Source organism: Paenibacillus rhizophilus, from assembly GCF_003854965.1.
Taxonomy (GTDB): Bacteria; Bacillota; Bacilli; order Paenibacillales; family Paenibacillaceae; genus Paenibacillus_AQ; species Paenibacillus_AQ rhizophilus.
Map to the genome: position 1 here is coordinate 45013 of NZ_RQPI01000001.1, position 26418 is coordinate 71430.

Consider the following 26418-nt stretch of genomic DNA (forward strand, 5'->3'; position numbering starts at 1 on the left):
CTTGTACCAGATGATCAGCCTAATATCAACCTGGGCCATTCCCGTCATGATCGCTTTTATTCCCTTATATGCCTATGCCCGCAAGGTTCCCGTCTACGAGTCGTTCGTAGACGGAGCCAAGGAGGGCTTCGGCACGGCGATAGCAATCATTCCCCATCTGGTCGGCATGATGGTGGCGATCAGCGTGTTCCGCGCTTCAGGAGCGCTTGACTACCTGATGGGATTCATCTCGCCGCTGCTGCGCGGTCTTGGAGTTCCGGCGGAGGTGCTGCCGCTCGGACTGCTGCGACCCCTGACCGGCACAGGGTCGCTCGCTTACACTACCGAGCTGATTCGAGTGCACGGCCCCGATTCGCTCATTGGGCGGATCGCCTCCACGATCCAGGGCAGCACGGACACAACACTGTACGTACTGACTGTCTATTTCGGCGCCGTCGGAATCCGCAACGGGCGGTATGCACTTAAGGTAGGGCTCTTCTCGGACCTTGTCGGCTTCGCGGCGGCGATCGCGGTCTGCCTGCTGGTATTCGGCTGACGCCAAGTCCGAATGCCGGGATTGGTCGGTGGTTGAGGGGGTTGATTGAGGGGGGCTAGGCTGGGGGAAGGCTGGCTAGTGGGATGTGGGGATTCCTGTGTTTACGGGTTTGCAGGAAAAACGCCAGCCACCGTACCTCGGACACAGACTGAACAGAAGCAATTAGTTATTGGGTCAATGGGTGGTTTTTGCAGGAACCTGCCGCTAACCGTGCCGGTCCCTTGCCCCCGCCATCTCTAAGCCGCCGTTAAACGGGCGGCTTTCGGCTTTTCGGGCGAAGGCGTAACGCCGGCTCCGCTTTTTTCATATGTTATTGAAGCAATGAAAAAGGGAGGCGACGCGGCGTGCCTTATAAAGGGTTCATCATTCATACTTCCGCCTGTCCGTCCATCAACGGCAAAGGCTTCGATTTCTGGATCGACGCCTCGGGAACAGTCCATGCGGCCCCGCTTCTGACAGATCCAGACTATATTCACCTCTGTCTGGAGGGAGACTTCGGACTTCCTTCGGCAACCGCGGCGCCCGCCGAGAGCAAGCAGCAGACCTTTGGCGCCTGCAAGCTGATCCTGGACCTGGCAGCTTTGTACGGCATCACCCCGCTGATTGTTAAGCCCCATAACGATTTCTGTCCCGGTTCCTATTTTCCATGGAATGAACTTGTGCTTTATCCCGGCGATGGTTATCATTAGTCTGAGGTGACCAATCGACAATGGAAAGATTACAGAAAATACTGGCACAGGCGGGTGTGGCGTCAAGACGCAAATGCGAAGAGCTGATCCTGGCCGGCAAAGTGGAAGTGAACGGCGAGGTCGTTACGACGCTCGGAACGAAGGCCGATCCGAATACCGATATTATTAAGGTGTCGGGCAGACCGATCTCGGGCGAGAATAAAGTCTATATTATGTTTAATAAGCCGAAGGGCGTTATTACAAGCGCTTCCGATCCGAAGGGCCGCAAAATCGTAACGGATTACATGAAGGGCATCAAAGAGCGCGTGTATCCGATCGGAAGGCTCGATTACGACACGGAAGGTCTGCTCCTGTTGACCAACGACGGGGAATTTGCCAATCTCCTGACCCATCCGAAGCATCACGTACCCAAGACGTATCTGGCTACGGTCAAAGGCATTCCCCACGGAACGGCGCTGGACAAGCTGAAGGCCGGCATCAAGCTGGAGGACGGCATGACCGCTCCCGCCGAGGTGGAATACAAGGATATTGACGAGGACAGCAAGGAGTCGGTTATCAGCATCACGATCCACGAGGGCCGCAACCGCCAGGTCCGGCGCATGTTCGAAGCGATTTCCCATCCCGTCATCCGGCTAAAGCGGATTTCGTTTGGCGATATCCTGCTGCAAAATCTGAAGCGCGGTTCGTACCGTCATCTGACCAAGGATGAGATCAACGGGTTAAAGCAGCTTGCCATGGCCGGACTGGCCAAAGGAAATAACACGCGCAGAGACACATAATGTTCACAAGTGCCGCCAAGACCCCACGGAAAAATGTGACCGTATTCGTTATAATGTTCATAGGATGTTCACACTTCTCGTTAACGATATGAACTGTATCACAGAAGGGGGCAATCTGTGTGGGCAAAGCGAGAAAACCGGTGCAAATCATCATTTTGGCTTTAATCGTTCTGCTTGGCGGTTACGCGATTGGAACCTCGGCGTTTGGAGGCGGCGGCAAGCCCGAAGAGGGCAGCCGCGCTCCATCCATCGAGCTGCTCGGGCTGGACGGCCAAACCCACACGCTGGACGAATATAAAGGCAAGCTGGTTGTCCTGAATTTCTGGGGCTCCTGGTGCGCTCCATGCGTTAAGGAAATGCCTGCGCTGGAGGCCCAATGGCAGCAATGGAAGGACCAAGGTGTTGTCGTCGTCGGCGTCAATGTCGGCGAAGATCAAATGACGGTCCAGAATTTTGTAAACGGTACCGGCGTCGATTTCCCGATTCTGATGGACCCGGACAGGGAGGCTGTGCGCCGCTACGGGGTTTCTCCCCTGCCGACAACTTTTTTTATCAACGCCAAGGGAAAAGTCGATACGATTCATATCGGACAGCTTGATCTCAGCACGCTGAGTGCGCAAATCGGAAAGCTGGTGAATCCATGAACGGACGTCTGCCCCTGATTGTCAATACGAAATGCGAATGCGGCCACCAGAATCCGGTCGGTACGGTGCTGTGCGAAGCATGCGGCAAACCGCTGCTTGATGACCCCGAATCCGGCGAGACTCTTGAAATGCGCTATGACGGCATGGCCCGCCGCTCCCAAAAGGCCGATCCTGACGTTATCGACCGGGTCTGGAACTTTTTTTCCTCGGTCAAAATCGCGATCTACCTGATCGTCCTGACTCTTCTCGGCTCCACGCTGGGAACCATTTTTCCGCAAGAAAGCACTTTTCTGAATATCGATCCTTCCACGTACTACGAGCAGCGTTACGGCACAGCCGGCGAAATCTATTACAGACTCGGCCTTTCCCATACCTATGAATCATGGTGGTTCATCACCCTGCTGGTCATGATCGGGGCATCGCTCGTCATCTGCAGCCTGGACCGCGTGCTCCCTCTCTATAAAGCGCTCAGCCGGCAAAAAATCCGCAAGCACCGACGTTTCCTCACCCGGCAGAAGGTTGTTCTTGTAACGATGGTGGCGGAGGACCCGGAGGTATGGACGGCAAGGGCCGTTCAGCCCCTGAAGAAACAAGGCTATCGTGTCTTTACGGACGGCGGCGCGCTGCTGGCGGAGAAGCACCGGTTCAGCCGATGGGGACCTTACGTTATACATATCGGTCTGATCGTTTTTTTGCTTGCCGTACTGGCAAGAGGGCTGCCGGGCCTTAATATGGATCAGCATCTGGCTTTTCCCCAGGGAGATCTCATTCACATTCCGGACACCTCCTATTACTTGAAGAACGAGAAATTCACCGTGGAGTTCTACTCCGATGAAGAGATGCCCGAAGAGTTCCGCGGCAAAAAAGTGCTGCCAAAGCTGTATGAAACGAAGGCGGTGCTTTATGAATGCACGGAGGACTGCGGCGATCCTTCCAAGGAGCCTAAGCTCACGAAGGTGGCTTCCCATCCCATCCAGGTTAACGATCCTTTGAGCTACAAAGGAATGAAAGCGTATCAGTTCGACTACGACCTCACACCCGTGCTGCGCTCGGTGACGCCGAAGCTTGTGAATTCCAGGACGGGGGATTCTTACGGCGCCTTCAAGCTGGAGATGAAAAATCCGCAGCGTTCTTTCAGCGCCGGCCCGTACACGCTGGAACTGAAGGAAAAATATATGGAGTTCGGACTGAACGAGGCAGGGCAGCCGATATCCAAATCGCCGTATCCGAACTCGCCGGCCTTCCTTTTTCTGATCAAGGGTCCGAATTTGCCGGCTGGCGGAGAGCAGTATTTCTATTTTCCGAAGCAGAACGACAAGGCGGAATTTCAGCAGGACGCGATCAACGACAAGCTTGGAGGAGCCGGCCGCTTTCTGGAGCTGGAGGTGGGTGATATGAGCGGCGTCGATTTCTCGGAGTCGACCAGTTATCTCAACATCCGGGTTGACCGCGCAATGCCGTTTGTTTGGATCGGCGCCGGGATAGTCATGCTCGGCCTGGTGCTTGGCTTCTATTGGCAGCACAGACGGATATGGCTGATCGTGGAAGGGGGAGAGCTGACGCTTGGCGGGCATACGAACAAGAACTGGTTTGGCTTCCGGCGGGAGGTAAGCTTTTTTCTGAACAAAATGGATATCACTGCGGATGAAAAATCATTGGACAACGGGGGAGGCCAGGCATGAATCTGCTAAAGTTCAGCAATGATGTATTTATCGCCGCTTTTTTCCTGTACAGCATAGCGTTTATGTTGTTTACCATCGCCATTATGGGACGCAAATGGTCCGGTCGCAAGCCGGAGGAGCATACCGCGCGTTGGGGCAAGATCGCCTTTATCACCTCATCCCTTGGACTCCTGTGCCATCTCGCCTACTTCTTCACCCGCTGGGCGGGCGGGGGACATATTCCCGTCAGCAACATGTATGAGTTCATGAGCTTCCTGTCCATGATGGTGATGGTTGCGTTTACCGTTATTTTCTCCATTTACCGCAAAATCCTGCTCGGACTCTTCTCCGTTCCGATTTCCATCATTGTTATGGCGTACGCCGCCGTGTTTCCGCAGGAAGTGCAGCCCCTCATTCCGTCGTTAAGATCGATTTATCTGAATATCCATGTGACGCTGGCGGCGCTCGGCGAATCGTTTTTTGCCGTAGGCTTTGCGGCGGGACTGATGTATCTGCTGCGCACGGTCAATTTTAAAAGCTCGTCAAAAAGCGACAAACGCCAGCAGCGGGGAGTCGAATTTACGTTGTTCACCATCATCGTCATCATCGGATTTTTGGCTTCGGTGTTCGCTTTTCGGGGGGCGGGATACGAGACGGTTTTTATTAGAAGCAATGTTACCGTTGACAATCCCGGGCAGAATGATAGTACAATAGAGAAAGTCAGTTATAAAATGCCACCCCTTGTGGCACCTTACCATAGCGAAATTGAGAGCTTCCAGTCGTTTTTTGGCATAAAGGAACCGCTCTTCGAGGCGCCTTTCTGGATGAAAGGAGTCAATGCCGGAAGGAAGCTCAATACGGTCCTCTGGTCGCTTTTGTCGGGTGCCGTACTTTACGGTGTACTGCGTCTCATTGTCCGCAAGCCGCTGGGCAAAGCGCTTCAACCTGCACTCGATGGAATCGACGAAAGCGATCTGGACGAGATTACTTACCGGGCAATCGCCATCGGTTTCCCCATATTTACGCTGGGGGCTTTGATTTTTGCCATGATATGGGCCCAGGTGGCATGGGGAAGATTTTGGGGCTGGGACCCGAAGGAAGTATGGGCACTTGTGACTTGGCTGTTTTACAGCGCCTATCTCCATCTCCGGCTGGCCCGCGGATGGCAGGGCCATAAATCCGCATGGCTGGCCGTACTCGGCTTTCTGGTTGTCATGTTTACTCTGGTTGGCGTCAATCTGGTTATTGCCGGACTCCATTCGTACGCCGGTACAGACTAAGTTCTTCGGGCGGAAAATGGGAGCGCCATTCTCAGAGTAATCTTCTACTGTACTCGATGAAGGGGTTGTTGTGAAATGGCAGAGCATCTGAACAGAATTCTGGTGGTGGATGACGAGGAACGCATCCGCCGGTTGCTAAAAATGTATCTTGAAAAAGAAGGATATGAAATCGACGAAGCGGAAGACGGAGAGATCGCGCTGCGCAAAGCGACCGCCGCCGATTACGGATTAATTTTGCTGGATGTCATGCTGCCCGGAATCGACGGTATCGAGGTGCTGACCCGGCTTAGAGACGTGAAGTCTACTCCGGTCCTTATGCTGACGGCCAAGGGCGAGGAGATTAACCGTGTACAGGGCTTTGAGATGGGCGCCGATGATTATGTCGTCAAACCTTTCAGCCCGCGTGAGGTGATCTACCGGGTGAAGGCGATTATGCGCCGTTCCTCGGCGACCGCTTTTTTGTCCAAGGAGTCCAATTCCAGCAACAATATCGTATTTCCGCATCTGGTCATCGAGCATGACGCTCACCGCGTCACTGCTGGAGGACAGGAGGTCAGCCTGACGCCGAAGGAATACGAACTGCTGCATTATTTGGCGGTATCGCCGGACAAAGTGTTTTCGCGGGAGGAACTGCTGAAAGATGTGTGGAATTACGAATTTTTCGGCGATCTGCGCACGGTGGATACCCATGTCAAGCGTCTTCGCGAGAAGCTGAACAAGGTGTCGCCGGAATCCGCGGCTATGATTACGACAGTGTGGGGCGTTGGCTACAAGCTTGAGGTCCCGAAATAAGTGAACTTCTGGAGAAGCCTTGTCGGCAAGCTGTGGGTGACGATTATCTGTCTCGTCGCTGTCGTGCTTATGACACTGGGGCTGTTCCTGCTGCCATACATTGACAGCAATTTCGCCAATTCCGGCGCTATTAAACGATTGTTTATGTACACGGCTTTGATCGGATTTTCCATGACGACCTTCTTCGCCTTATTTCTGTTCACGAAGATTACGCAGCCGATGCAGCAGGTCATCTCCGCGGCGAACGCCATTCGCCGCGGAGAGTACGGCAAGCGGCTGAAGCTGGTTACAAGCGACGAAATCGGTGAACTGGCGACCTCCTTCAATCATATGGCGGCTGAACTGGAGGGCACGATCCGAAGTCTGAATCATGAAAAAGGGCTGTTGTCCAGCGTGCTCCGCAGCATGAGCGATCCCGTGATCACTTTCGACAACGAAGGGCGGATCGTTCTGACGAATCCGCACGGCCAGTCCCTGCTTGAGAGCTGGAGCGATTTGAAATGGGAGCAGGAGGGGGAAGCCGATCTTGAGGAACCGGACGGTGAGGCCCAGGGCATTCCGCTTCCGCTCCGCCCTCTGTTTCAACGTACGCTTGAGGAAGGCGGCGATCACAGCTCCAATGTGCATGTGCGCCAGGGAGTATGGTCGGTGCATATGGCGCCGCTCTATTCGGATAACCAAATTCAGGGCGCCGTGGCGGTTCTGCGCGATGTGACGGAAGAAGTCAGACTTGAGAAAATGCGCCGCGACTTTTTGGCCAACGTGTCCCATGAAATCCGTACTCCGCTGTCGATGATGCAGGGCTACAGCGAGGCTCTGCTTGACGGTATGGCGTCTTCGCCGGAGGAGAGCAGCGAGCTTGTGCAGGTAATTCACGACGAATCGCTGAGGATGGGACGGCTGGTGAAGGATCTGCTTGATTTGGCCCGAATGGAAGCGGGACACACGGATTTGCATAAATCCCCGGTCGACATGAACGAGCTGCTGGAACGGATATACCGCAAATTCTCCGTGCGCGCCAAGGAACGTGAAATCGAGCTTCACTGCATTAGAAAGAGCAATGAGTTATGGCTTCATGATGCCGATGAAGATAAGCTGGAGCAGGTGCTGACGAATCTGCTGGACAACGCGTTCCGTCATACTCCCGCCGGTAAAAAAATAGATATCGTCGCTGACTGGGTCGCTTATTCGAACCGTTCGGAAATCGAAATCGAGGTTCGGGACGAAGGCGTGGGCATACCGAGCGAAGATCTTCCGTTTATCTTTGAACGTTTCTACAAAGCGGACAAAGCGCGGGTTCGCGGGGAAACCGGCGGTACGGGCCTCGGCCTTGCGATCGTGAAGAATATCGTCGAATCCCACAGGGGACATATTTCGGCAGCCAGCAAGTTAGGGGAAGGAACCTGCTTTACCTTGCGTTTGCCTGTCGAAAAACAATAAAATTTAAACAATTCTTGACAGCGCCTCTTGCAGTAGAGGTGCTTTTTGTTGAATGGAGCCGATAAATCTTGTTCTCCGTGGAACAAACGGTGTAAATATAGGTATCCGTAGAACAGGAGGATTTTCCATGAGAAAAACGACAATCGTTGAACATTTTTTTTATTCTTCGGCAATCATCCTGTTACCAGATATGCTTCTGGGCGGAGGCGCGTCATGAGCCGCTATATTTTGTCGCTCGACCAGGGCACGACCAGTTCGCGGGCGATCCTGTTCGACGAAGATGCCAGAATTGCCGGCCAGGGTCAATACGAGCTTACCCAATATTTCCCCCGACCGGGTTGGGTGGAGCATGATCCGGAGCAGATCTGGGATATGCAGCTCAAGGCGGCAAGAGCCGCCATGGTTAATGGCAATATCGATGCCTCGCAAATCGCCGCTATCGGCATTACGAATCAGCGTGAGACGGCGCTCGTCTGGGACAGGGCGACAGGCGAACCGGTTTATCCGGCTATCGTATGGCAGGACCGTCGAACCGCGGAGATGTGCGAGGAGCTTAAGAGAAAAGGGCTTGAGCGGGAAATCGGGGAGAAGACGGGCCTTGTGGCGGATGCCTATTTCTCGGCCACGAAGATCGCCTGGATTCTGGATCACGCGGAAGGCGCCAGGGAAAGAGCCGAGCGGGGCGAGCTGCTGGCCGGAACGGTCGACACTTGGCTGATCTGGAAGCTTACCGGAGGCGCTGTGCATGCCACGGACGTTACCAACGCGTCGCGTACGATGCTGTTCGACCTGCACCGGAGAGTCTGGGACGAGAAGCTAATGGCCGAGCTGAATATTCCGGCGGGGCTGCTGCCTGAGGTCCGGATGTCGGGCGGGTCCTTCGGGACGGCGCTTAAGCAGTGGTTCGGAGCGGAAATCCCTATCGCGTCAGTGCTGGGAGACCAGCAGGCGGCGCTCTTCGGTCATACCTGTCTAGAACCCGGGAGCGCCAAAAATACGTACGGCACGGGCTGCTTCATCCTGATGAATACCGGAAGCGAAGCGGTAGCCTCGCGGCACGGGCTGCTGACGACGGTGGCCTGGGGAATGGGAGAAGAGCTGTATTATGCGCTTGAGGGCAGTGTATTCGTTGCAGGTGCAGCGGTTCAGTGGCTGGAAGAGGGCCTTGGCCTGATCGAAAATCCGGGGCAATCCGAGCAGAAGGCCCGGGAGGTGGAAGACAGTGAGGGCGTTGTTGTTGTGCCCGCTTTTACCGGACTGGGCGCGCCGTACTGGGATATGTATGCCCGAGGAGCGGTATTCGGGTTAACGCGCGGAACGACGTCCGCCCACCTTGTACGCGCCACTCTGGAATCGCTTGCTTTTCAGTCAAGGGATGTAATTGGCGCGATGGAGAAGGATGCCGGAATGCCGCTTGCCGAGCTTCGGGTGGATGGCGGGGCGGTCCGCAACGATCTGCTGATGCAGTTCCAGGCCGACATTCTGGGGAGCGAAGTGACGCGTACGACGTATGCGGAGACGACGGCGCTGGGCGCAGCTCTGCTGGCGGGACTTGCCGCGGGCTTCTGGAGCCGTGAAGAGCTGCGGAACTTCAATAAAGCGGAAAAGACCTTCACGCCAGCCATGCCGCAGGAAGAACGGGAGAAACGCTATCACATCTGGCATGATGCTGTTTCGCGGACCAGGGGCTGGGAGAAGCATGAGTCTCCGCGGGGGTAGTTGGCGGCCTATCCTCTAAATAGCCTTACACTTGAAAAGGCGGATCGCGATCCCTTAGGGGAGACGCGGTCCGCCTTCTGCGATATGGCCGGCATCAGCTGGTTGTTAGGTCACTCTTGCCGGGGTTCTCTCAAAATTTAAAAATATGAATCGTTTTCTGCAGGTTCAGGACCGCCCGGGTCATTTTTTCAGTCTCTTCGGCTACGCCCTTCAGGGCACGGATTTGCTCATTCATCGCCGCCGAAACTTCCTGGGTGCCCGCTGCCGACTGCTCGGTGATCGCCGATATATTCTCAATGGCTCCCGAGATTTGGAGCGCACTCTCAAGCATTTGATCGCTCTCGGCCGAAAAAACGGCGATCTGTTCCGTTATGTATTGAACGCTCTGGACAATCTCGGAGAAAATATGGCCGGATTCCAGGATTTTTTCATTTTGAATATGAACAATTTCTTCGTTGATCGCCGTGTTTTCCACAGCTTGAGCCATGTCCGATTCGATTCCCCGAACGAGCTTGAACACTTCCGTGGCGGCCGTCGCCGATTCTTCGGCAAGCTTGCGGACCTCCTCGGCAACCACAGCGAACCCGCGGCCGTGTTCTCCTGCTCTCGCAGCCTCGATGGAGGCGTTCAAGGAGAGAAGGTTGGTCTGTTCGGCAATTTCTGAGATGGTCTTCGTAATCATCGTTATACCGCGCGCGTTCTTCGACAGGGCTTCAATGCTGTCCGCGACCTTTTGCGTCGCTTCGATATTTCTGCGCATGCCCTCTGCCTGCACATCGATGGATTGGCGTCCCTTGTCCACAAGACTCAATGTCTGCTCTGAACGGTTGTTCATTTCTTTTGTCGCATGGGTGTAATTTTTCACTTTGTTCTCAATGCCCTTCACCGATTCCATCATGCCGGCGATATCGTTCGAGATTTCATTGGCTCCCTGCGCCAGTTCGTGGGAAGAAGAGGCGACCTGTGCCATAACGATCTGAAGCTCCAGATTTTTGTCCTCAATGCCGCGGCTGGCGTCCGTAACATGGCGGGTGATTTGGGAGGCTTCGCTCAGTATGACTCTAAGCTTGTCAATCATGGAGTTGAAAGTGCGGCTGATATCACCAACGGAGCCCGATTCGTCGGCTCGCACGGTGAAATCCCCTTTTGAAATTCTGTGAGTCACGGTGGAGATTTCCTCAAAAGTAGTTGTAAGCGCTCTCTCGATGAAACGGGATAACGGATAGGTCAGGCCGACCAGCACGGCGATCAGAATGAACCCCCAAATAAACTTGCCGATTAACGCAAAGACGACCAGTACCGGGATCGAGAATAACGCTGCCACCAGAAAACAACCCGCGAGTACCCTTTGGTTCAGCGGGAGCTTGCTCATCCAAGCCATATGAAATTCCCCCTTGAAAATTTTTACTGTATCAGTATAGGACTTTAGGCGGTCATGGTCTATTGTGAAAAATGCTTAATCTTTTTGTATGCCTGACATGGTGAAAAGGCCGATATTGACGGCAGGATTGTGCCGGTGTTTCTTATGGAAAAATAAAAAAAGACGCCGGCTGCCCTCGAAATGGGCAGCCGGCGCTTTATCTATACCGTCTTACAAGTTAGCGTTGAACAATTTACAGCAGTACGACCTCAGTAGCCGTGTTGATCTCCGGCAGAGCGGCCAGCTTCACAAGCACGTCTTTCGGCACTTCTTTGTCGACGGTCAGCAGCATAACGGCTTCGCCGCCCACAACGACCCGTCCCACCTGCATGGACGCGATGTTGACATCGTTCTGGCCGAGCAGCGTACCCACATTGCCGATGATGCCCGGTTTGTCGTTATGGGACACCAAGATTTGATGGCCTTCCGGAGCAATATCGATCGGGAATTTGCCCACTTGAACGATCCGTTCGCCGTATCCCTGCAGAAGCGTACCGGCTACGATGCGCTCTTCTCCGCCCTCGGCAATGAGCTTCACGGTAATCAGGTTGGTGAAACCTTTGGTTTTCGAAGCTTTCGTCACAACGACATTGACTTCGCGTGTCTTGGCCAAGTGCATGGAATTGACGATATTGACGTCTCCGCCGAAGTGGCGGGACAGCACGCCTTTAACGATATAACGGTTCAGCGGCTGTGTATCAACATCCGAAAGGTCTCCGGCAAATTCCAGATGAATTTCATTGATGGCGCCCTTCGTAATTTGCGAAGCGAAGCTTCCGAGCTTCTCGCCGAGATTAAAGTAAGGCTGCAGCTTGTTCATAACGCTTGGCGCAACCGGAGGAATGTTGACGGCATTGATAAACGGCTCGTTCCGCAAAATATGCAGTACCTGCTCGGACACGTCGATTGCCACGTTCTCCTGCGCTTCCACGGTGGATGCGCCAAGGTGCGGAGTAACGATAATCTTCGGATTGGACAGGAAAGGGTGATCCGCTTGAGGCGGTTCCTTTTCAAATACGTCGAATGCGGCTCCGGCCACGATGCCCGCATCGATAGCTTCCACGAGCGCCCCTTCATCAATTACGCCGCCGCGTGCACAGTTGACGATGCGCATGCCTTTTTTCATGACCTCAAACTGCGGGCCAGAAATCATATGACGTGTTTGCGGCGTCAGCGGTGTATGAACCGTGATGAAGTCAGCCCCACGAACGATGTCGTCGACGGATGCGAGCGTAACTTCAAGCTTTTCCGCCCGGTCTTGCGTCAGGAACGGGTCATAGGCCAAAATGTTCATGCCGAACGCTTTGGCGCGCTTGGCGACTTCGCTTCCGATCCGGCCCATGCCAAGAACACCGAGCGTCTTCCCGCGAAGTTCCACGCCGAGGAACGATTTTTTATCCCACACGCCGCCCACTGTCTTTGCATAGGCTTGGGGAATGTGACGGGCCAGAGCCATCATCATGGCAAAAGCATGCTCGCAGGTAGTGATCGTGTTGCCATCCGGAGCATTGATAACGACTACGCCGCGTTTGGTAGATGCTTCCAGATTGATATTGTCCACGCCGACACCGGCGCGTCCGATAACCTTCAGCTTGGACCCGGCTTCGATGATTTTCTCAGTGACGGTTGTCTGCGAGCGTACAAGCAGACCGTCGTATTCGCCGATAATTGCAATGAGTTCATCTTCACTGAGTCCCGTTTTCTTGTCTACCGTTACGTCGCTTGCTTCCGTCAACTGTTGGATGCCCAGATCGCTGATCGGGTCCGATACCAAAATTTTAAACATGCTTTCTTTTTCCTCCTTAAATGTGTATACACTTTATATTTTTGAGGAGGCCCTAAAGGGCTCTCCGGATTACCCTTAACAATTATTCCTCAGGCGAAGGCGATCATACCGCATTTTCAGGCAAGCGTCAACGCGGTGCCGCAGCAAAGAGCAAGGCTGCAGCCGGACCTGGGACGAAGGTATGCCTTCCGGACGATCGTTACGTCGCAAAGCAGGCAACAAAAAACTCCCGACCCCATACCGCTTCCGCGGTAAGGGACGAGAGTATCGTGGTACCACCCTAATTCACCGCATCCTTTAAAGACGCAGCCTCATTATCCTGTAAACAGGAACACTGGTAACGGAGATGATCCGATTGTGCCTACTGAAAGTTCGACACAATATCTCAGGAGCGCTAAAGACAACTGTCCGCCACCGGCTTGCACCACCCGCCGGCTCTCTGAAGACCTTCAGTAACTTTGTTCCATCATCGTTTTTTGCTTGATTAATTTTTCATAATGTAACATGGCTGTGCCACATGTGTCAATAGGATTTTGCCGGATAATTATGATATGATGCATTAGCCGGCTTAGTCGTAAAAGAACGGAAGCTCGGGCAGCGTCTCCTTGCCGTAGTACTGCAGGCGCCATTTGGAGAAATCCCGTTCCCCGAAGGCATCGGTGGATACAAGCAAGGACGTCGCACTCTGGATGCTCTGAAGCTTCAGGGAAGCCGCCATGCCTGAGTTGATCAGGTTATCGATCTTGGCTGTTACGTCCTGCGGGTCATAATCCGCAAAAACGCTTCGATTAAGCAAAATATCCGCGATGGCGGCGTTCTTGAGAAGGAGGGGCATCTTTTTCCATTCTCCAATCGAAATAACCTTTGGATTCCCCGTCTCGGAAGGAATGGAAGAATTCGCCTGGGAACCCCATTTCAGCATCGAGGTATAATAATTGCTCTGGCCCAAAAGGCCGTATTTGATCGCGCCCGCCGCGAGCTCGCCACTTTTCAGCGTCTTCGCCGCCTGGGCTCCTCCGGAGGCCGCGGACGCCTGATTCGCCGCTTCGGAGAAAAGGCGGAGGCTTTTCAGGATATTAAGCTGGCCCCGCTCCAAAAGAGGGGAATCGGTGAATAGGGAGGCCTGATTTACTTGCGCATAGGCGCTATCCGCGAGAGAGCGGAGACTTTTGAGTACATCAGAGCTGTCTTCGGCGCCTCCGGCAAGACGGCCGACCTTTTCGTTCCAGTTCCGCTTGAATTCCCGATAAGGCGAAAATACGTTATGATAGAAAGTAACGAGATCCGTTTGCCGGTAAGAGGTGTAACTTTTCGCGGATTGCTCAGCGGCCATTATTTTCTCGTATTTGCCCTCTACCTTGTCAGCCCCGACCTTCACTCCGGTAAAAAACACGGCAAAGGCAAAGATCAGGCAGAACAAAAATCCGAGCGTATACAGCAATGGGGTTCGGGATGTGAGGCGATTCATAAGCGACGGCTCCTTTTTTCTATGAGGATAAATTGGAATTTATCATCTGGAATATACACTATTAGGGAATAGGCAGGTTATAATGAAAAAATTTAAATTCGGCGATATAAAAGTAAAAAAAGCAACCCCGGAGCAGCTAACCGACCGGTTGCTGTTGATTAATCTGTATTTTACGCAGGGCCTTACCCTTATTATCGGTTTGGTCTGGATATTATTTCAGAAAAGAAACCCTTTTCACGTATTAAATTTTCCCGACGGTGTCCATTTTGCGGCCTGGGGCCTAGGTCTTGCGGTCATTATGCTCGTCGTGGACTTCGTGTTAACCTATATTGTCCCCGAAGAAACGATGGATGACGGCGGTATTAACGAACTGTTGTTCCGGGGCAGGCCGATCTGGCATATTGCGCTCATTGCCGCCATCGTATCCATCTGTGAGGAGCTGCTGTTTCGCGGAGCCATACAATATGCCTTCGGGCCCTATTGGACAAGCGTTCTGTTCGCCATAATCCATGTGCGCTATTTGAGGCACTGGATTCCGACAGGCTGGGTTTTTGCCAGCAGCTACGGTCTCGGACTTATCTATATCTATTCCGGAACGATCTGGGCGCCGATTTTATGCCATTTCATCATCGACCTGTTCTCAGGGCTGGTGATTCGCTACAGGAGGGAGTCATGAGTGATGAGCTCAGCCGGATAAAGTCCCGTCAGAACAAAAAGAACCGCGGGACAACATCCGGCGCCAATGCAAGCAATCGGGGCAAAGCGGAAGCTTCTTCTGCAAAGAAAAAAGAAGGGGGATCCGCGCAAACCCTGTCCCGCTCCCGAAAAAGGACCGCCGACGGCGGTAAGTCCGGTCAGGCAAGCCGGAAAACCGCGACCTCAAGGGGAGGAAGAAGGGCAGACCGGCCCAGACCGGGAGAGAAAGAGGAGCAGTCGGCTCCGTCCCGCTCGGTAACCTACCGGTCGGAGCGAATAAAACTTAGCAAGCTGTTTGTCAATTCGCTGAATGTATTGTTTATGATGCTCCTGATCCTGCTGGTATGGTGGGGGATAAAAGGCGCACCGCCGCTGAGGACGCTATGGTAGCGGTTTGGGCCTTGCTGCTTACCGCAGCCGGCTTGGCAGCGATCGGTTCAGTCATGCTTGCCGGAGCTTTCCGCAGCCACCTAGTCAAAACGGATATCGAACTGGAATCTCTCCCCGGACCATTCGACGGTTACAGAATTCTGCTTGTGACCGACATCCACCGCCGGAGCCTTCCCCAAGGGATGCTGTCCGGCTTAAAGGGCAAAGTCGACCTCGTCCTGGTGGGCGGAGATATGACGGAGAAGAGCAGTCCTCTCCAGCGTCTTCACGCCAATATGGCCTTGCTATCTTCCATCGGGCCCGTCTATGCCGTGCACGGCAACCATGATTACAAGGCGGAAATTGAGGAGGTCGACCGTATCCTCGAAAAAAACGGGGTTCGGCTGCTGGCGGACGAGAATATTCCGCTGAAAAAGGGCGGGACGGAGCTTTGGCTCACCGGCGTAGATTACCCGAGGACAGGCGGCAAAGTCGCCTATGCTCCTCTGCCGGGGATGCCCCCAGGCAAGGAGAGGGAATGCCGGATGATCCTCGTTCATGATCCGATGTGGCTGCTGAAACGAGAAACAGTCCCGGCCGATCTCATCCTTTCGGGCCATACACACGGTGGACAGGTGGTGCTGCCCTTCATCGGACGCAGACATGTCGAAGCCTTTTACCATACGTATTCGGCCGGAATGTTCTTGTGGCCCAAAGGAGACGGTACGGGAAAAAAAGCCAAACTGCTGATCAGCCGCGGATTCGGCACCGCCCATCTGCCGCTGCGCTGGAGAAGCCCCGCCGAACTGAACATCTTGACGCTGAGAAGGCCGGCGGCTGGCAGGTAAATGATTGGCTTGGTGTACTAAGGAATATACGCATGTAACATAGCGGTATCAACAGATAACGCAGCCCCAATAAAAGGCCCCATTCTCCATATACAAGCGGAGAATGGGGCTTCTTAAATTTATCGCATCTTCAGTTCGATGCTGCGCGGGTCGACAAAGCCGTAGCCCTTGCCCTCAAGCGTGGTCAGCAGCGTGTCCAGCGCCTCGGTCGTCCATGGCAGCTCATGCATTAGAATATTGCTGCCGGAATGCAGCTGGTCGGTAACGTTCTTGATGATTTTCCCTGTTTTGTCGGCTTCCTTTTCGCCCATGGTCCAATCCAGCGAGCCGTTGGACCAGGTCATATACAGAAGACCGTTCTCAGCAGCGACCTTTTTGCCGACGTCTCCGCCCGCGCCGTGTGGAGGCCGGAAAAACACCGGCGTTTCCCCAGTGACTTCCTTAACGATTCTTTGCACATCCTCGATCTGCTTTTTTACAGCCGAATACGGTTTGTCTTTAAGAACGATATGATCCCAGCTGTGATTACCGATGATTCCGCCGCGTTCCTGGATCAGCTTGAGCAGCTCCGGATGTTCCTTGATTCGGTAGCCGTTGACGAAAAAGATCGCCTTGGCGTGATGCTTCTCCAGCGTGTCAAAGATTGAATTGATCGTCTTGGCTTCCTTCGGACCGTCGTCGAATGTCAGCAGCACGATCTTCTTGTTCGTGCTTTCATCATTGGGCTTGATGTCGTAGTTTTTGTTCATATGATACAGGAGCGGCACTTCCGCATTCATCCCGCTTTCGGACTGCTTTCCCCCACCCGGGGAGCTGTCACCCGATCCTACGGCAGCCGATGCGGCAGCTTCCGGAGACGCCGAAGCCGCAGGCGACGACGCGGCAGGCGACGAAGCGGCAGCTGTGACGTTTAGGCCGGCATCGGATACCTGTGGGGAGGGACCGGGTGCTGCCGCCGTTCCGGCCCCGGCCGGAGAAGGTGAGACTTCCGCGCTTTGCGCCGGAGCAGCCGAACCGCCGCCCGGGGACGAATTGTTCGAGCCGCCGCCGGTGCTGCTGCACGATGTCAGCAGAAAGGCGGCAATCAGCAGCGCTGCTGTCTGTTTACCCACTTATTTCAACTCGCTTTCCTGTCGTTAGGCTGTATGAGGCGGAAACTTTCCGCGAACACTAGTCATGATTTTACCATACAAGGAGGTAATAAATGTGAAGACTTCGTCATTTTTATGGGGAGTAATGCTGGGCGCCACCACCAGCATGCTCATGTCCAAGAAGCGGAATATGTTCATTCCTATGTTGGGACAGTCCGGCGCAGCCGGCAAAGCCAAGAACAAAATCATGGATATGGCAATGACAGGCTTCGGCAGCACATCCGCGGGCCAGCAGCATTCGAAAATGGAAAGCTCCCGGCCGGAGGGGCAAAAGGCGGAATCGACTGTCCGCTCCAAGGAGGCCAACCTCAGCATGCTGAAGGATTTCATCCGCAGCAACCCTGAAGTGAAACGGGATGTGGAACAGATTCTCAAAGAAACCCATACGGCCATACCGGGTTTGTAACCGTAACTAATGCTTGCAGAATCATTTTGGAGATTTCACATCGCCAAAATGGTTCTTTTTTTTGACAGCCAGGTTATTACTTAGAGCCGACAAGTCACATATTTTTAAAAATGTAGGGTGCTCCGCCTATATATTTACGTGCATTTATCTCGGCAAAATGGTAACATACATACATATCAATCACCATAATAACCATTTTTGGCTCATTACTCGGGACTCATCATACACTATAATAAACCTGAGTTTTCAAAAGGAGGATCCTGTCATGAGAATAGAGCGTTTAAGTCAAGATAAGATACGGATTTTCCTCACTTTTGACGACCTGAGCGAGCGGGGAATCCAGAAGGAAGACATGTGGCAGGAGGTCCCCAAAGTTCATGACCTTTTTACGGAGATGATGGATCAGGCTTACAACGAACTTGGATTTGACGCAACCGGTCCTCTTGCCGTAGAAGTGTTTGCTCTGCCCGCACAAGGCATGGTCGTCATCGTCACCCGAGGCAAATACGATCATCATTACGGAGCGTCTGGAGAAGAAGAACTGCCCGATGAGATTTATGAGATGGAAGTTACCCTTGAACAAGCGGACTCCATCGTCTACACTTTCCGCGATTTCGAAGTCGTGGTTGAAGCGGCGCATGTGCTTATCGGCAATATTACTTCCGCAGGCAAGCTTTACTCCTATAACAATAAATGGTATCTCTATTTTGATCCGAAGGAATTTGAGGAGCCTGCGCTGTCGGCGCTCGTGGCTGTTCTTGCGGAATTCGGGGATTCTTCCCCGGTAACCGAAACGGTGCTGGACGAATACGGCAAGACGGTTATGGCAGAGAACGCCGTTCAGCAGCTTTGCGCCTTTTTCAAACGCCAAGAATAAAGCGGGAGGGACGTATGCTTTGGCATTCCCTTTCCCTTGTCAACAACGCCGGCTGGCCCTGCCTGTTTCATAGGGAAAGAGCCGGCCTATTCTTTTATATTCGCTAGCGGGGAGGAACGTTCGGTGCTTTTGTTATCGGTAGTTTCATCGGCAGTGGCACCGGGTCTGGCCTTGCTGATTTATTTTTACCTGAAGGACAAGTATGACCAGGAGCCGCTTCATATGGTGCTTAAGGTCTTTTTGCTGGGGCTGCTGATTGTGTTTCCGGTTATGATTATTCAAAGAGGGCTGTCATTAGGGCTGGATGCGGGTCCGTACACGGAATCGTTTTTGATTTCCGCCGGGGTGGAAGAGTGCCTGAAATGGTTCGTGATGTATCATATCATCTACAATCACACCGAGTTCGACGAGCCGTATGACGGTATTCTCTACGCTGTGGCAATATCGCTCGGTTTTGCGACAATTGAGAATGTGATGTACGCTTGGTACAGCCACGCATCGCTCGGTTCCATGTTCCTCAGAGCGCTGCTGCCGGTATCGGGGCATGCCATGTTCGGCGTTGTAATGGGTTATCATCTCGGCAGAGCCAAGTTCTCGAAAGGGGCCAGAAGCCGCGGAATACTTGCCGTATCGCTGCTCCTTCCCTGGATGTGGCACGGAATCTACGACTTTATTTTGAATACGACATCGAGCTATTGGATCTGGTTTATCGTTCCGCTTATGGCTTTTTTATGGTACGGGGGCATGATCAAGGTGGCGCGGGCCAACAGCCTTTCGCCTTTTCGCCTGTTGAAACGGGAGGAAGAGATTAATCTTTAACGCAGATGGACACACTGTTACCGGGAAGATTTTCCACTGAGAAACTCACTCGGAGGCGAGGTGTCTTTTTTGCGTGTGAAAGTGCGGATCGTGTGCAAGCAGTGCGGCGAAAGCTTTATCCTGCGCGGCATAAAGACTCATGGCATTATTCAAACGGGATTCAAGCAATGCCTATGCAACTGCACCGAGGGTTTTTTGATTGAAGAGCAGGCATGAAATGCGAGCTTGCTCTTTTTTGCGTTTACTTAGCCGTTAGCATTGACGCGTTCCCTGTGCGGCGGTGCATAAGACTTCTTAACTTTTGTCAAACTAAGGGCAATAAGTTACCTGAAGGGAGTCTTTCAGCCATATGTACAGAAGAATGAGTGCCGTATTGTTCCCGTTGACGGCTCTGCTGCTCATCGGAGCGCTTGTATGGGGTTACCAGGAGAATCAGGAGAAAAACGCGGTCCTGCTGAAAGCGGAGAATCAATATCAGCGTGCCTTCCATGACCTGTCCTATCATGTGGAGCGGCTGCATGGTGAACTCGGCAATACGCTTGCCGTAAATTCGACCTCCGACGGAATGCACCGCAAGAGTCTTACGAATGTGTGGCGTCTGACAAGCGAGGCGCAAAATGAAATCAATCAGCTTCCCCTGACGATGCTGCCTTTCAGCAAAACAGAAGAGTTCCTCTCCAAAATATCCAATTTCTCTTACAAGGCGGCGGTGCGCGATTTCACGACCAAGCCTCTGACCGACGGGGAAATGAAAAACATGATGGCCCTGTATAAAAATTCAGGCGAAATCTCAAAGGATCTTCAGGAAGTTCAGAACAAGGTTATCACGAACCACCTCCGTTGGATGGATGTCGAGTCGGCTCTGGCATCGGAGAAAAAGGCCGAAGACAACACAATTATCGACGGTTTCAAGACGGTGGACAAACGGGTAAGCGCATATCCGGAGCTGGATTGGGGGCCTTCTGTTGCCAGCGTCTATGATAAACGTTCCGTCAAAAAGCTGACCGGTCCCCCGGTTTCGGCGGATGATATCCGCCGCAAGGCGTTGAAGTATGCGGATGCCGGAAGAGGAGCGAAGGTGCAGGTTACCGAAAACGGAAAAGACACAGAATGGGCTTCGTACACGGCGACGGTAAGCGGAGCGAAAGAAACGGTCAGCATGGATTTTACGACTAAAGGCGGACTGCTGATTTCCTATAATAATAACCGCGAGGTCGGAAGACCCAAGGTATCGATGGAAGAGGCGGCAGACAAGGCAGGCGAATTCCTGGAGCGCAAGGGTTATTCGAATATGGTGCCGGTAAGCGCCGACCGGTTTGACAACTTGGGAAACTTCACTTTTGTAACGGAGCAGGACGGAGTGCTGATCTATCCTGAAAAAATAACGGTCCGCTCCGGACTGGATACCGGCGACGTCACCGGATTTCAATCCAGCGATTACGTGGGCGAGCATCAGGCGAACCGCAAAATTCCGAAGCCGGGAATGAGCCTTGCGGAAGCGCGGAAAAAACTGAACCCCGGTCTTCGCGAAATGTACAACCGTCTGGCCTGGATCGAGAACGACGACGGGGAAGAGGTGCTCACTTACGAATTTGGGGGCCGCATCAACGGGTCGCAATACCGCATCTATTTGAACGCAAGCACCGGCATAGAAGAATCGGTGGAGGAGATCCGAACCGCTTCCGGAGCGCAGAAACAATAATTTATTGGGACTTCAAAAAGGCCATCCATAACCGGGTGGCCCTGTTTTATGTTGCGGCCGGATTCAGCAGAATGGATGACTAACTGGGGAAGATTCAGTAATATTTTCTCACCAGGCTGTCGAAACGCATGGTATAATCGCCATTATAGAATATCTTACTAATTTAAACGGCGGTGACAGGCTTGTATCCCAAAATCAACGACCATCTGTTCATAAAGGCGGCATCCAGCGACGCGACTGAATCGGAAACTGAATACCGGTCCAGAATTACGGAATGGGAAGACGAATCGTTTCTGATCGAAATTCCGATGCAGGAAGGCAGCGGACGGCTCAAGAAACTTCATATAGGGGACGAGTTGTCGGTCTATTTTATGAGCGAGGGCGGAATCAAGAACTATTTTTACACGCATGTGCTCGGTTTCAAGGAAGATGTCATCCGTATGGTGCGTGTGCGCAAGCCGGCGGAGGATGAAATTATTAAAATGCAAAGACGAAGCTTCCTGCGGGTCAGCGCAGAGCTGGAGCTTGCGGCCAAAACCAAGGGAGGAAGCCGGTTTCTGGTCCATACCGAAGATGTAGGGGGCGGCGGAACGTCATTCTGGACGGACGCGAACGTATCACTGGAACTGGGGGAGCGGCTGCAGTGCTGGCTGCTTGTCCCTTATCGCAACGGATCGAACGAACATGCATCCTTTGAAGCCGAAGTTGTCCGGATGAAGGAGCTTGAGAACGGACGGAGTCTCGCCATGCTCAAATTCGTGAACATTCAGGATGGCGAGCGGCAAAAAATAATTCGTTTCTGCTTCGAGCGGCAATTTGATTTCCGCAACCGTTAACGGGCTTTTATTATTTTTTCACGTGATATTGTCGCAAAGAGTTTCCGAATTCTCCAAAATTCGCCGTTTATCCCCGCTTTATAACCCATATTTTGAGTCTATGCGATTTTGCACTACCGTATAAACTGTGGTATAATTTTATAAGTCGCAGGCAATGCCTGCTTTTTTCTTGAAGATATCAGAAGGTAAGAATTTGGAATTCGGACCTTTCGGTATTTCGGGAAGAAACACCCGTCAAGAGCGGTCTTGGCTTTATTTTGAGGAGGAATGCCCCTTTGGTTAGGCAGGGGACACATACTTTGGACAGAATCAACGTCGCCATCGACGGACCTGCCGGGGCAGGCAAAAGTACAGTAGCCCGAATGGTAGCACAGAAGCTTTCTTACATTTATGTCGATACGGGAGCGATGTACCGGGCCGTTACCTGGTATTTGATCCGTAAAGGCATTAAGCCGGAAGATCACGATAACGTGCTTCAAACAGTGCGAAATATGGTGATTGAATTAATACCGGGACAAGAAGTGCAGAGAGTGTTGATCAATGGGGAAGACGCTACACCTCATATCCGCAGCCTCCAGGTCAGCGGCTTGGTATCGCAGTATGCAGGAATAGAGTCCATACGAACCAGACTAAGCCATTTGCAGCGTGAGATGGCGCTTGTCAAAGGGGTCGTGATGGACGGGCGCGATATAGGCACGACCGTGCTGCCGGATGCCGAAGTGAAGATTTTCATGACGGCAAGCGTGGAGGAGCGGGCACTCCGCCGCTACAAAGAGCTGAAAGATAAGGAGCAGGTGAGTCTGGAACAGCTTGAGAACGATATTGCACAGCGCGACCATCTCGATCAGAATCGGAAAATATCGCCGCTGCGACGCGCGGAGGACAGCATTCTGCTCGATACGACGTCGATGGATATCGCTCAGGTTGTGGAGACGATCGTGTCCCACTGCAGATCTTATGTTGGCGGGGAGAGAAATCATTTATGATTTATGTCATTTGCCGAGGATTGCTGCGCATGATTTATGCCGTCTTGTTCCCGCTGAAGACAGTCGGAAGAGAAAATATTCCGGAAGAGGGCGGGGTGCTGCTGTGCGGCAACCACACCAGTCTGCTTGATCCCATGACTATGGGCATCAAGCTGAAGCGCAAAGTGAACTATATGGCCAAGGCGGAGCTGTTCAACATTCCGGTTCTCGGCCAATTGGTCAGACAACTTGGCGCTTTTCCGGTGAAACGCGGCGGCGTAAGCAAGGAATCCATTAAAACGGCGCTTAATTTGCTCCGGGGCGGGCAAGTAATGGGGATTTTCCCGGAAGGGACGCGGAACAGTGACAGCGGAATTGCCAAAAAAGGAGCGGCAACCTTTGCTCTCCGCAGTGGCGCGGCTGTTGTTCCGGCGGCGATTATCGGCCATTACAAGCCATTTCGCCGGATGGTCGTCGTTTACGGCGCTCCGATTAATCTGAGCGAATATGCCGCAGGCGGCAGCGATTCGGCTGAAGCGGTTACCAATCTGATCATGGCCCGGATTCGTGAGATGCTGGAAACCGGCAAGCCCAGCGGCAACTGAAGCGATTTAAGAAGCGAAATGATTCCTCTGCCGAAAAGCGGCATAGCCGTTATTTTTTGGCACATAATAGGGAAGTAACAAATTAAAGCGGGGCTTTCGTTAAAGATGTATGTTTTGAACCCTGCTCTAGTGCGGGTTTAAATAAATGGGGTTTTGAATCGAGGAGGGTAATCACATGTCTGAAGAAATAAGAAATCAGGAAGCTGCGGAGAATGTGGTAAACAATGAATCCGTAGAAGCGGTAGATTCCGCTGCTAACAACCAAGAGGAAATGGCAAGCCAGGATGAGCTGGAGCAAATCATTTCCTTGAAAAAAGGCGACACCGTGAAAGGAACGATCGTCAAAATCGAAGATAACCAAGCTTATGTCAGCATTGGATATAAATATGACGGCGTCATTCCGATTCGCGAATTGTCTTCCGTTCAGCTCGACAATGCCGCTTCGGCAGTCGAAGTCGGACAAGAAGTGGAATGCAAGGTTGTCAGCATCAATGACAACAAGGAAAGCCTCGTTCTTTCCAAGCGCGCTGTAGACAGCGAGAAATCTTGGGATGACCTGGAGAATTACTACAATTCCCAGGAAGCTTTCGAAGTTACCGTCGCCGACGTAGTCAAAGGCGGTCTGGTTGCCGACGTAGGCGCCCGCGGATTTATTCCGGCTTCCATGGTTGAGCGTCATTTCGTTGAAGATTTCAGCGATTACAAAGGACGTACGCTGCGCGTAAAAGTGAAAGAGCTTGACCGTGAGAACGGCAAAGTTATTCTTTCCGCCAAAGAAGTGCTCGAAGAAGAATTCGAAGCCAACAAGCAAAAAATTATGTCCGAGCTCTCCGAAGGCCAAATCATCGAAGGTACTGTACAGCGTCTGACCCAATTCGGCGCGTTTGTCGATGTGGGCGGCGTTGACGGACTGGTTCACGTATCCGAAATCGCTTGGAGCCATGTTGACAAGCCTTCCGATGTGATTTCCGAGGGAGACAAAGTACGTGTGAAAGTACTGAAGGTCGATCCGGAAAAAGGCAAAATCAGCCTGAGCATCAAAGCGGCAATGCCTGGTCCTTGGGATACGGCTGCCGACAAAATTCATATCGGCGATGTAGTAACAGGCGAAGTAAAACGCCTTGTCAACTTCGGTGCGTTCGTCGAGCTGTTCCCGGGCGTTGAAGGCCTTGTGCATATCTCGCAAATTTCCCACAAGCACATCGGCACGCCGCATGAAGTGCTTAAGGAAGGACAAGAGGTACAAGTTAAGGTTCTGGATTTCAATCCGTCCGAGAAGCGCGTTTCCTTAAGCATCAAGGAAACGGAAGAAGCTCCAGCGCCAAGTGCCAAGCCGGAGAGAAACAGAGACCGGGCGCCTAAAGAAGTGCTCGACAACCCTAACGTTTCGCTTAGCAACCAAGGACTCAGCTTTACGCTGGCCGAACGTTTTGGCGACAAACTGGACAAATTCAAGGAGAAATAATTCCTCTTTTTGTCTGACATAACGGGTATACTTATCGGCGAACCCTTTATTTGAGGGTTCGCCGATTGTGTTTTTAGGCGTTAGCCAAAGATAAGCTTTTTTGCTATGATGGGAAACGTAAGAAAGACAGGAGGAATGAAACATGGCAAGACCCGTTGTGGCCATCGTAGGAAGGCCCAATGTCGGGAAATCGACGATTTTCAACCGGCTGATCGGCGATCGGCTGGCTATAGTTGAGGATAAGCCCGGAATTACCCGGGACCGGATATACGGCGTATCGGAATGGAACGGCAAGGCGTTCAGCGTAATCGATACGGGCGGTATCGAGATTGATGGCGAGGATACGATTCTAAAATCCATCCGTGTTCAGGCGGAGCTTGCGATCGAGGAAGCGGACCTTATCGTATTCATGTGCGAAGCGAAGAGCGGACTGACGAATGCGGACGAAGAAGTGGCCCAGCTGCTGTTCCGGTCGGGCAAGCCGGTGATTCTGGCGATCAATAAAGTGGATAATATGAAGCGGGCTGAGGACATCTATGAATTCTACAGCCTGGGATTCGGCGATCCGATCGGTATTTCCGGCAGCCATGGCACCGGAATCGGCGATCTGCTGGATGCGGTTACGGAGAAGCTTCCGGAGCCCAAGGATGAAGAGTATGATGAAGATGTGATCCGCGTTGCGCTAATCGGACGCCCGAATGTAGGCAAATCGTCGCTGGTCAACGCAATTCTCGGCGAGGAGCGCGTAATTGTCAGCGATGTGGCGGGCACGACACGCGACGCGATTGATACACCGTTCGAACGCGATGGACAGAGGTATGTTCTCATCGATACGGCCGGTATGCGCAAGCGCGGAAAAGTGTACGAAACGACCGAAAAATACAGCGTGATGCGCGCCATGCGGGCGATTGAACGAGCGGATGTCGTGCTTGTCGTCATTAACGGCGAGGAAGGCATTATCGACCAGGATAAGCATATCGCCGGGTATGCCCACGATGCCGGCAAGGCGTCGATGTTCGTAGTCAACAAGTGGGATGCCGTCGAGAAAGACGACAAGACGATGCAGCACTTTGAGAACAAGATCCGCGACCATTTTCTGTTCATGACTTATGCGCCGGTCGTCTTTTTGTCCGCGCTGACGAAGCAGCGCCTGCATAAGCTGCTGCCTATTGTACAGCATGTCGCACAGCAGCACTCCCTCCGCATCGCCACGCATCTGCTCAACGATGTCGTATCGGATGCCGTTGCGATCAACCCGCCGCCGACCGACAAGGGACGCCGTCTGCGCATCAACTATGTGACGCAGGTGGCGGTGAAGCCGCCGACGGTTGTTGTATTCGTGAATGATCCGTCACTGATGCATTTCTCCTACGAGCGTTATCTGGAGAACAAAATCCGCGGTGCGTTCAATTTTGAGGGAACGCCGATCCGAATCTTTACACGGCGTAAATCCGACGATGAATAGG

At 52.8% G+C, this 26418-nt stretch carries 25 protein-coding genes and 1 other annotated feature; of the genes, 21 read left to right on the plus strand and 4 right to left on the minus strand.

Annotation, left to right across the window (positions count from 1 at the left end; all coding sequences use genetic code 11):
- Positions 1–10: 10 nt before the first annotated feature.
- The 9 genes from EH198_RS00210 to glpK all read left to right on the plus strand — a co-directional run bounded on the left by EH198_RS00210 (position 11) and on the right by glpK (position 9539).
- Complete coding sequence (locus EH198_RS00210; RefSeq protein ID WP_185702754.1) at positions 11–535, plus strand: spore maturation protein; 525 nt, start codon at positions 11–13, stop codon at positions 533–535.
- A 344-nt stretch (positions 536–879) separates the two neighbouring features.
- Positions 880–1224 carry a peptidoglycan recognition protein family protein gene (locus tag EH198_RS00215; protein ID WP_124693550.1) on the plus strand — a complete coding sequence of 115 codons (345 nt, stop codon included), beginning with the start codon at positions 880–882 and terminating at the stop codon, positions 1222–1224.
- Positions 1225–1244: 20 nt separating this feature from the next.
- Positions 1245–2003 (plus strand): pseudouridine synthase, encoded by a 759-nt coding sequence (locus tag EH198_RS00220; protein ID WP_124693551.1) that lies wholly within the window; start codon positions 1245–1247, stop codon positions 2001–2003.
- Between the two features lie 119 nt (positions 2004–2122).
- On the plus strand, positions 2123–2647 hold the full coding sequence (locus tag EH198_RS00225; protein ID WP_124693552.1) for a redoxin domain-containing protein: 525 nt from the start codon (positions 2123–2125) through the stop codon (positions 2645–2647).
- The gene (gene resB / locus EH198_RS00230; protein WP_246014050.1) at positions 2644–4329 is read left to right on the plus strand and encodes a cytochrome c biogenesis protein ResB; all 1686 of its coding nucleotides are present in this window, start codon (positions 2644–2646) and stop codon (positions 4327–4329) included. The genes EH198_RS00225 and resB overlap by 4 nt, the downstream gene beginning before the upstream one ends.
- A complete protein-coding gene (gene ccsA / locus EH198_RS00235; RefSeq protein WP_124693553.1) occupies positions 4326–5588 on the plus strand; it encodes a cytochrome c biogenesis protein CcsA in 1263 nt (420 codons plus the stop codon). Before resB ends, ccsA begins: the two co-directional genes overlap by 4 nt.
- 75 nt (positions 5589–5663) lie before the next feature.
- Entirely contained in the window at positions 5664–6380 is a 717-nt protein-coding gene (locus EH198_RS00240; protein ID WP_124693554.1) for a response regulator transcription factor, read from the plus strand.
- On the plus strand, positions 6381–7820 hold the full coding sequence (locus tag EH198_RS00245) for a HAMP domain-containing sensor histidine kinase (RefSeq protein ID WP_124693555.1): 1440 nt from the start codon (positions 6381–6383) through the stop codon (positions 7818–7820). It begins immediately after the preceding gene.
- Positions 7821–8033: 213 nt separating this feature from the next.
- Positions 8034–9539: a glycerol kinase GlpK gene (glpK, locus tag EH198_RS00250; protein WP_124693556.1), complete on the plus strand. Its 1506-nt coding sequence runs from the start codon at positions 8034–8036 to the stop codon at positions 9537–9539.
- 130 nt (positions 9540–9669) lie between these two features.
- On the opposite strand, the gene EH198_RS00255 is transcribed toward glpK, so the two are convergent.
- From EH198_RS00255 to EH198_RS00265, 3 genes are all read right to left on the minus strand, one after another.
- Positions 9670–10920 carry a methyl-accepting chemotaxis protein gene (locus tag EH198_RS00255; protein ID WP_124693557.1) on the minus strand — a complete coding sequence of 417 codons (1251 nt, stop codon included), beginning with the start codon at positions 10918–10920 and terminating at the stop codon, positions 9670–9672.
- 232 nt (positions 10921–11152) lie between these two features.
- Positions 11153–12745, minus strand: coding sequence for a phosphoglycerate dehydrogenase (serA, locus tag EH198_RS00260; protein ID WP_124693558.1), 1593 nt, complete (start codon positions 12743–12745; stop codon positions 11153–11155).
- A gap of 251 nt (positions 12746–12996) precedes the next feature.
- Positions 12997–13224, minus strand: a binding site (T-box leader).
- Between the two features lie 89 nt (positions 13225–13313).
- Positions 13314–14213: a hypothetical protein gene (locus EH198_RS00265; RefSeq protein WP_124693559.1), complete on the minus strand. Its 900-nt coding sequence runs from the start codon at positions 14211–14213 to the stop codon at positions 13314–13316.
- Between the two features lie 82 nt (positions 14214–14295).
- Between EH198_RS00265 and EH198_RS00270 the strand changes: the two genes are divergently transcribed.
- From EH198_RS00270 to EH198_RS00280, 3 genes are read left to right on the plus strand one after another with little or no spacing between them, the layout of a single operon-like run.
- Positions 14296–14889 (plus strand): CPBP family intramembrane glutamic endopeptidase, encoded by a 594-nt coding sequence (locus EH198_RS00270; RefSeq protein WP_124693560.1) that lies wholly within the window; start codon positions 14296–14298, stop codon positions 14887–14889.
- A complete protein-coding gene (locus EH198_RS00275) occupies positions 14886–15299 on the plus strand; it encodes a hypothetical protein (RefSeq protein ID WP_124693561.1) in 414 nt (137 codons plus the stop codon). Before EH198_RS00270 ends, EH198_RS00275 begins: the two co-directional genes overlap by 4 nt.
- On the plus strand, positions 15293–16126 hold the full coding sequence (locus tag EH198_RS00280) for a metallophosphoesterase (RefSeq protein ID WP_185702693.1): 834 nt from the start codon (positions 15293–15295) through the stop codon (positions 16124–16126). The genes EH198_RS00275 and EH198_RS00280 overlap by 7 nt, the downstream gene beginning before the upstream one ends.
- 119 nt (positions 16127–16245) lie before the next feature.
- Here the strand turns inward: EH198_RS00280 and EH198_RS00285 are convergent, their stop codons facing one another.
- A complete protein-coding gene (locus EH198_RS00285; RefSeq protein ID WP_124693563.1) occupies positions 16246–17238 on the minus strand; it encodes a polysaccharide deacetylase family protein in 993 nt (330 codons plus the stop codon).
- A 94-nt stretch (positions 17239–17332) separates the two neighbouring features.
- Here EH198_RS00285 and EH198_RS00290 point away from each other — a divergent pair, with 94 nt between their 5' ends.
- The 9 genes from EH198_RS00290 to der all read left to right on the plus strand — a co-directional run bounded on the left by EH198_RS00290 (position 17333) and on the right by der (position 26417).
- A complete protein-coding gene (locus tag EH198_RS00290) occupies positions 17333–17683 on the plus strand; it encodes a hypothetical protein (protein WP_124693564.1) in 351 nt (116 codons plus the stop codon).
- Between the two features lie 265 nt (positions 17684–17948).
- The gene (locus EH198_RS00295; RefSeq protein WP_124693565.1) at positions 17949–18560 is read left to right on the plus strand and encodes a genetic competence negative regulator; all 612 of its coding nucleotides are present in this window, start codon (positions 17949–17951) and stop codon (positions 18558–18560) included.
- Positions 18561–18683: 123 nt separating this feature from the next.
- Positions 18684–19379: a glutamic-type intramembrane protease PrsW gene (gene prsW, locus EH198_RS00300; RefSeq protein WP_124693566.1), complete on the plus strand. Its 696-nt coding sequence runs from the start codon at positions 18684–18686 to the stop codon at positions 19377–19379.
- Positions 19380–19728: 349 nt separating this feature from the next.
- Positions 19729–21081, plus strand: coding sequence for a germination protein YpeB (ypeB, locus tag EH198_RS00305; protein ID WP_124693567.1), 1353 nt, complete (start codon positions 19729–19731; stop codon positions 21079–21081).
- A gap of 182 nt (positions 21082–21263) precedes the next feature.
- The gene (locus EH198_RS00310; RefSeq protein ID WP_185702694.1) at positions 21264–21917 is read left to right on the plus strand and encodes a flagellar brake protein; all 654 of its coding nucleotides are present in this window, start codon (positions 21264–21266) and stop codon (positions 21915–21917) included.
- A gap of 275 nt (positions 21918–22192) precedes the next feature.
- Entirely contained in the window at positions 22193–22903 is a 711-nt protein-coding gene (gene cmk, locus EH198_RS00315; protein ID WP_124693569.1) for a (d)CMP kinase, read from the plus strand.
- Positions 22900–23487: a lysophospholipid acyltransferase family protein gene (locus tag EH198_RS00320; protein WP_124693570.1), complete on the plus strand. Its 588-nt coding sequence runs from the start codon at positions 22900–22902 to the stop codon at positions 23485–23487. The genes cmk and EH198_RS00320 overlap by 4 nt, the downstream gene beginning before the upstream one ends.
- Positions 23488–23662: 175 nt before the next feature.
- On the plus strand, positions 23663–24952 hold the full coding sequence (rpsA, locus tag EH198_RS00325; RefSeq protein ID WP_124693571.1) for a 30S ribosomal protein S1: 1290 nt from the start codon (positions 23663–23665) through the stop codon (positions 24950–24952).
- A gap of 142 nt (positions 24953–25094) precedes the next feature.
- Complete coding sequence (der, locus tag EH198_RS00330; RefSeq protein ID WP_124693572.1) at positions 25095–26417, plus strand: ribosome biogenesis GTPase Der; 1323 nt, start codon at positions 25095–25097, stop codon at positions 26415–26417.
- The last annotated feature ends 1 nt before the right edge of the window (position 26418 follow it).

What these genes read in the sequence shown, in the direction of transcription:
- resB (WP_246014050.1), top strand. Translation starts at nt 2,644, where the DNA reads ATGAACGGACGTCTGCCCCTGATTGTCAATACGAAATGCGAATGCGGC.
- EH198_RS00220 (WP_124693551.1), top strand. Translation starts at nt 1,245, where the DNA reads ATGGAAAGATTACAGAAAATACTGGCACAGGCGGGTGTGGCGTCAAGA.
- EH198_RS00240 (WP_124693554.1), top strand. Translation starts at nt 5,664, where the DNA reads ATGGCAGAGCATCTGAACAGAATTCTGGTGGTGGATGACGAGGAACGC.
- EH198_RS00295 (WP_124693565.1), top strand. Translation starts at nt 17,949, where the DNA reads ATGAGAATAGAGCGTTTAAGTCAAGATAAGATACGGATTTTCCTCACT.
- der (WP_124693572.1), top strand. Translation starts at nt 25,095, where the DNA reads ATGGCAAGACCCGTTGTGGCCATCGTAGGAAGGCCCAATGTCGGGAAA.
- EH198_RS00320 (WP_124693570.1), top strand. Translation starts at nt 22,900, where the DNA reads ATGATTTATGTCATTTGCCGAGGATTGCTGCGCATGATTTATGCCGTC.
- rpsA (WP_124693571.1), top strand. Translation starts at nt 23,663, where the DNA reads ATGTCTGAAGAAATAAGAAATCAGGAAGCTGCGGAGAATGTGGTAAAC.
- EH198_RS00275 (WP_124693561.1), top strand. Translation starts at nt 14,886, where the DNA reads ATGAGTGATGAGCTCAGCCGGATAAAGTCCCGTCAGAACAAAAAGAAC.
- ccsA (WP_124693553.1), top strand. Translation starts at nt 4,326, where the DNA reads ATGAATCTGCTAAAGTTCAGCAATGATGTATTTATCGCCGCTTTTTTC.
- EH198_RS00265 (WP_124693559.1), bottom strand. Translation starts at nt 14,213, where the DNA reads ATGAATCGCCTCACATCCCGAACCCCATTGCTGTATACGCTCGGATTT.
- EH198_RS00280 (WP_185702693.1), top strand. Translation starts at nt 15,293, where the DNA reads ATGGTAGCGGTTTGGGCCTTGCTGCTTACCGCAGCCGGCTTGGCAGCG.
- glpK (WP_124693556.1), top strand. Translation starts at nt 8,034, where the DNA reads ATGAGCCGCTATATTTTGTCGCTCGACCAGGGCACGACCAGTTCGCGG.
- serA (WP_124693558.1), bottom strand. Translation starts at nt 12,745, where the DNA reads ATGTTTAAAATTTTGGTATCGGACCCGATCAGCGATCTGGGCATCCAA.
- EH198_RS00255 (WP_124693557.1), bottom strand. Translation starts at nt 10,920, where the DNA reads ATGGCTTGGATGAGCAAGCTCCCGCTGAACCAAAGGGTACTCGCGGGT.
- EH198_RS00210 (WP_185702754.1), top strand. Translation starts at nt 11, where the DNA reads ATGATCAGCCTAATATCAACCTGGGCCATTCCCGTCATGATCGCTTTT.
- EH198_RS00270 (WP_124693560.1), top strand. Translation starts at nt 14,296, where the DNA reads ATGAAAAAATTTAAATTCGGCGATATAAAAGTAAAAAAAGCAACCCCG.
- ypeB (WP_124693567.1), top strand. Translation starts at nt 19,729, where the DNA reads ATGTACAGAAGAATGAGTGCCGTATTGTTCCCGTTGACGGCTCTGCTG.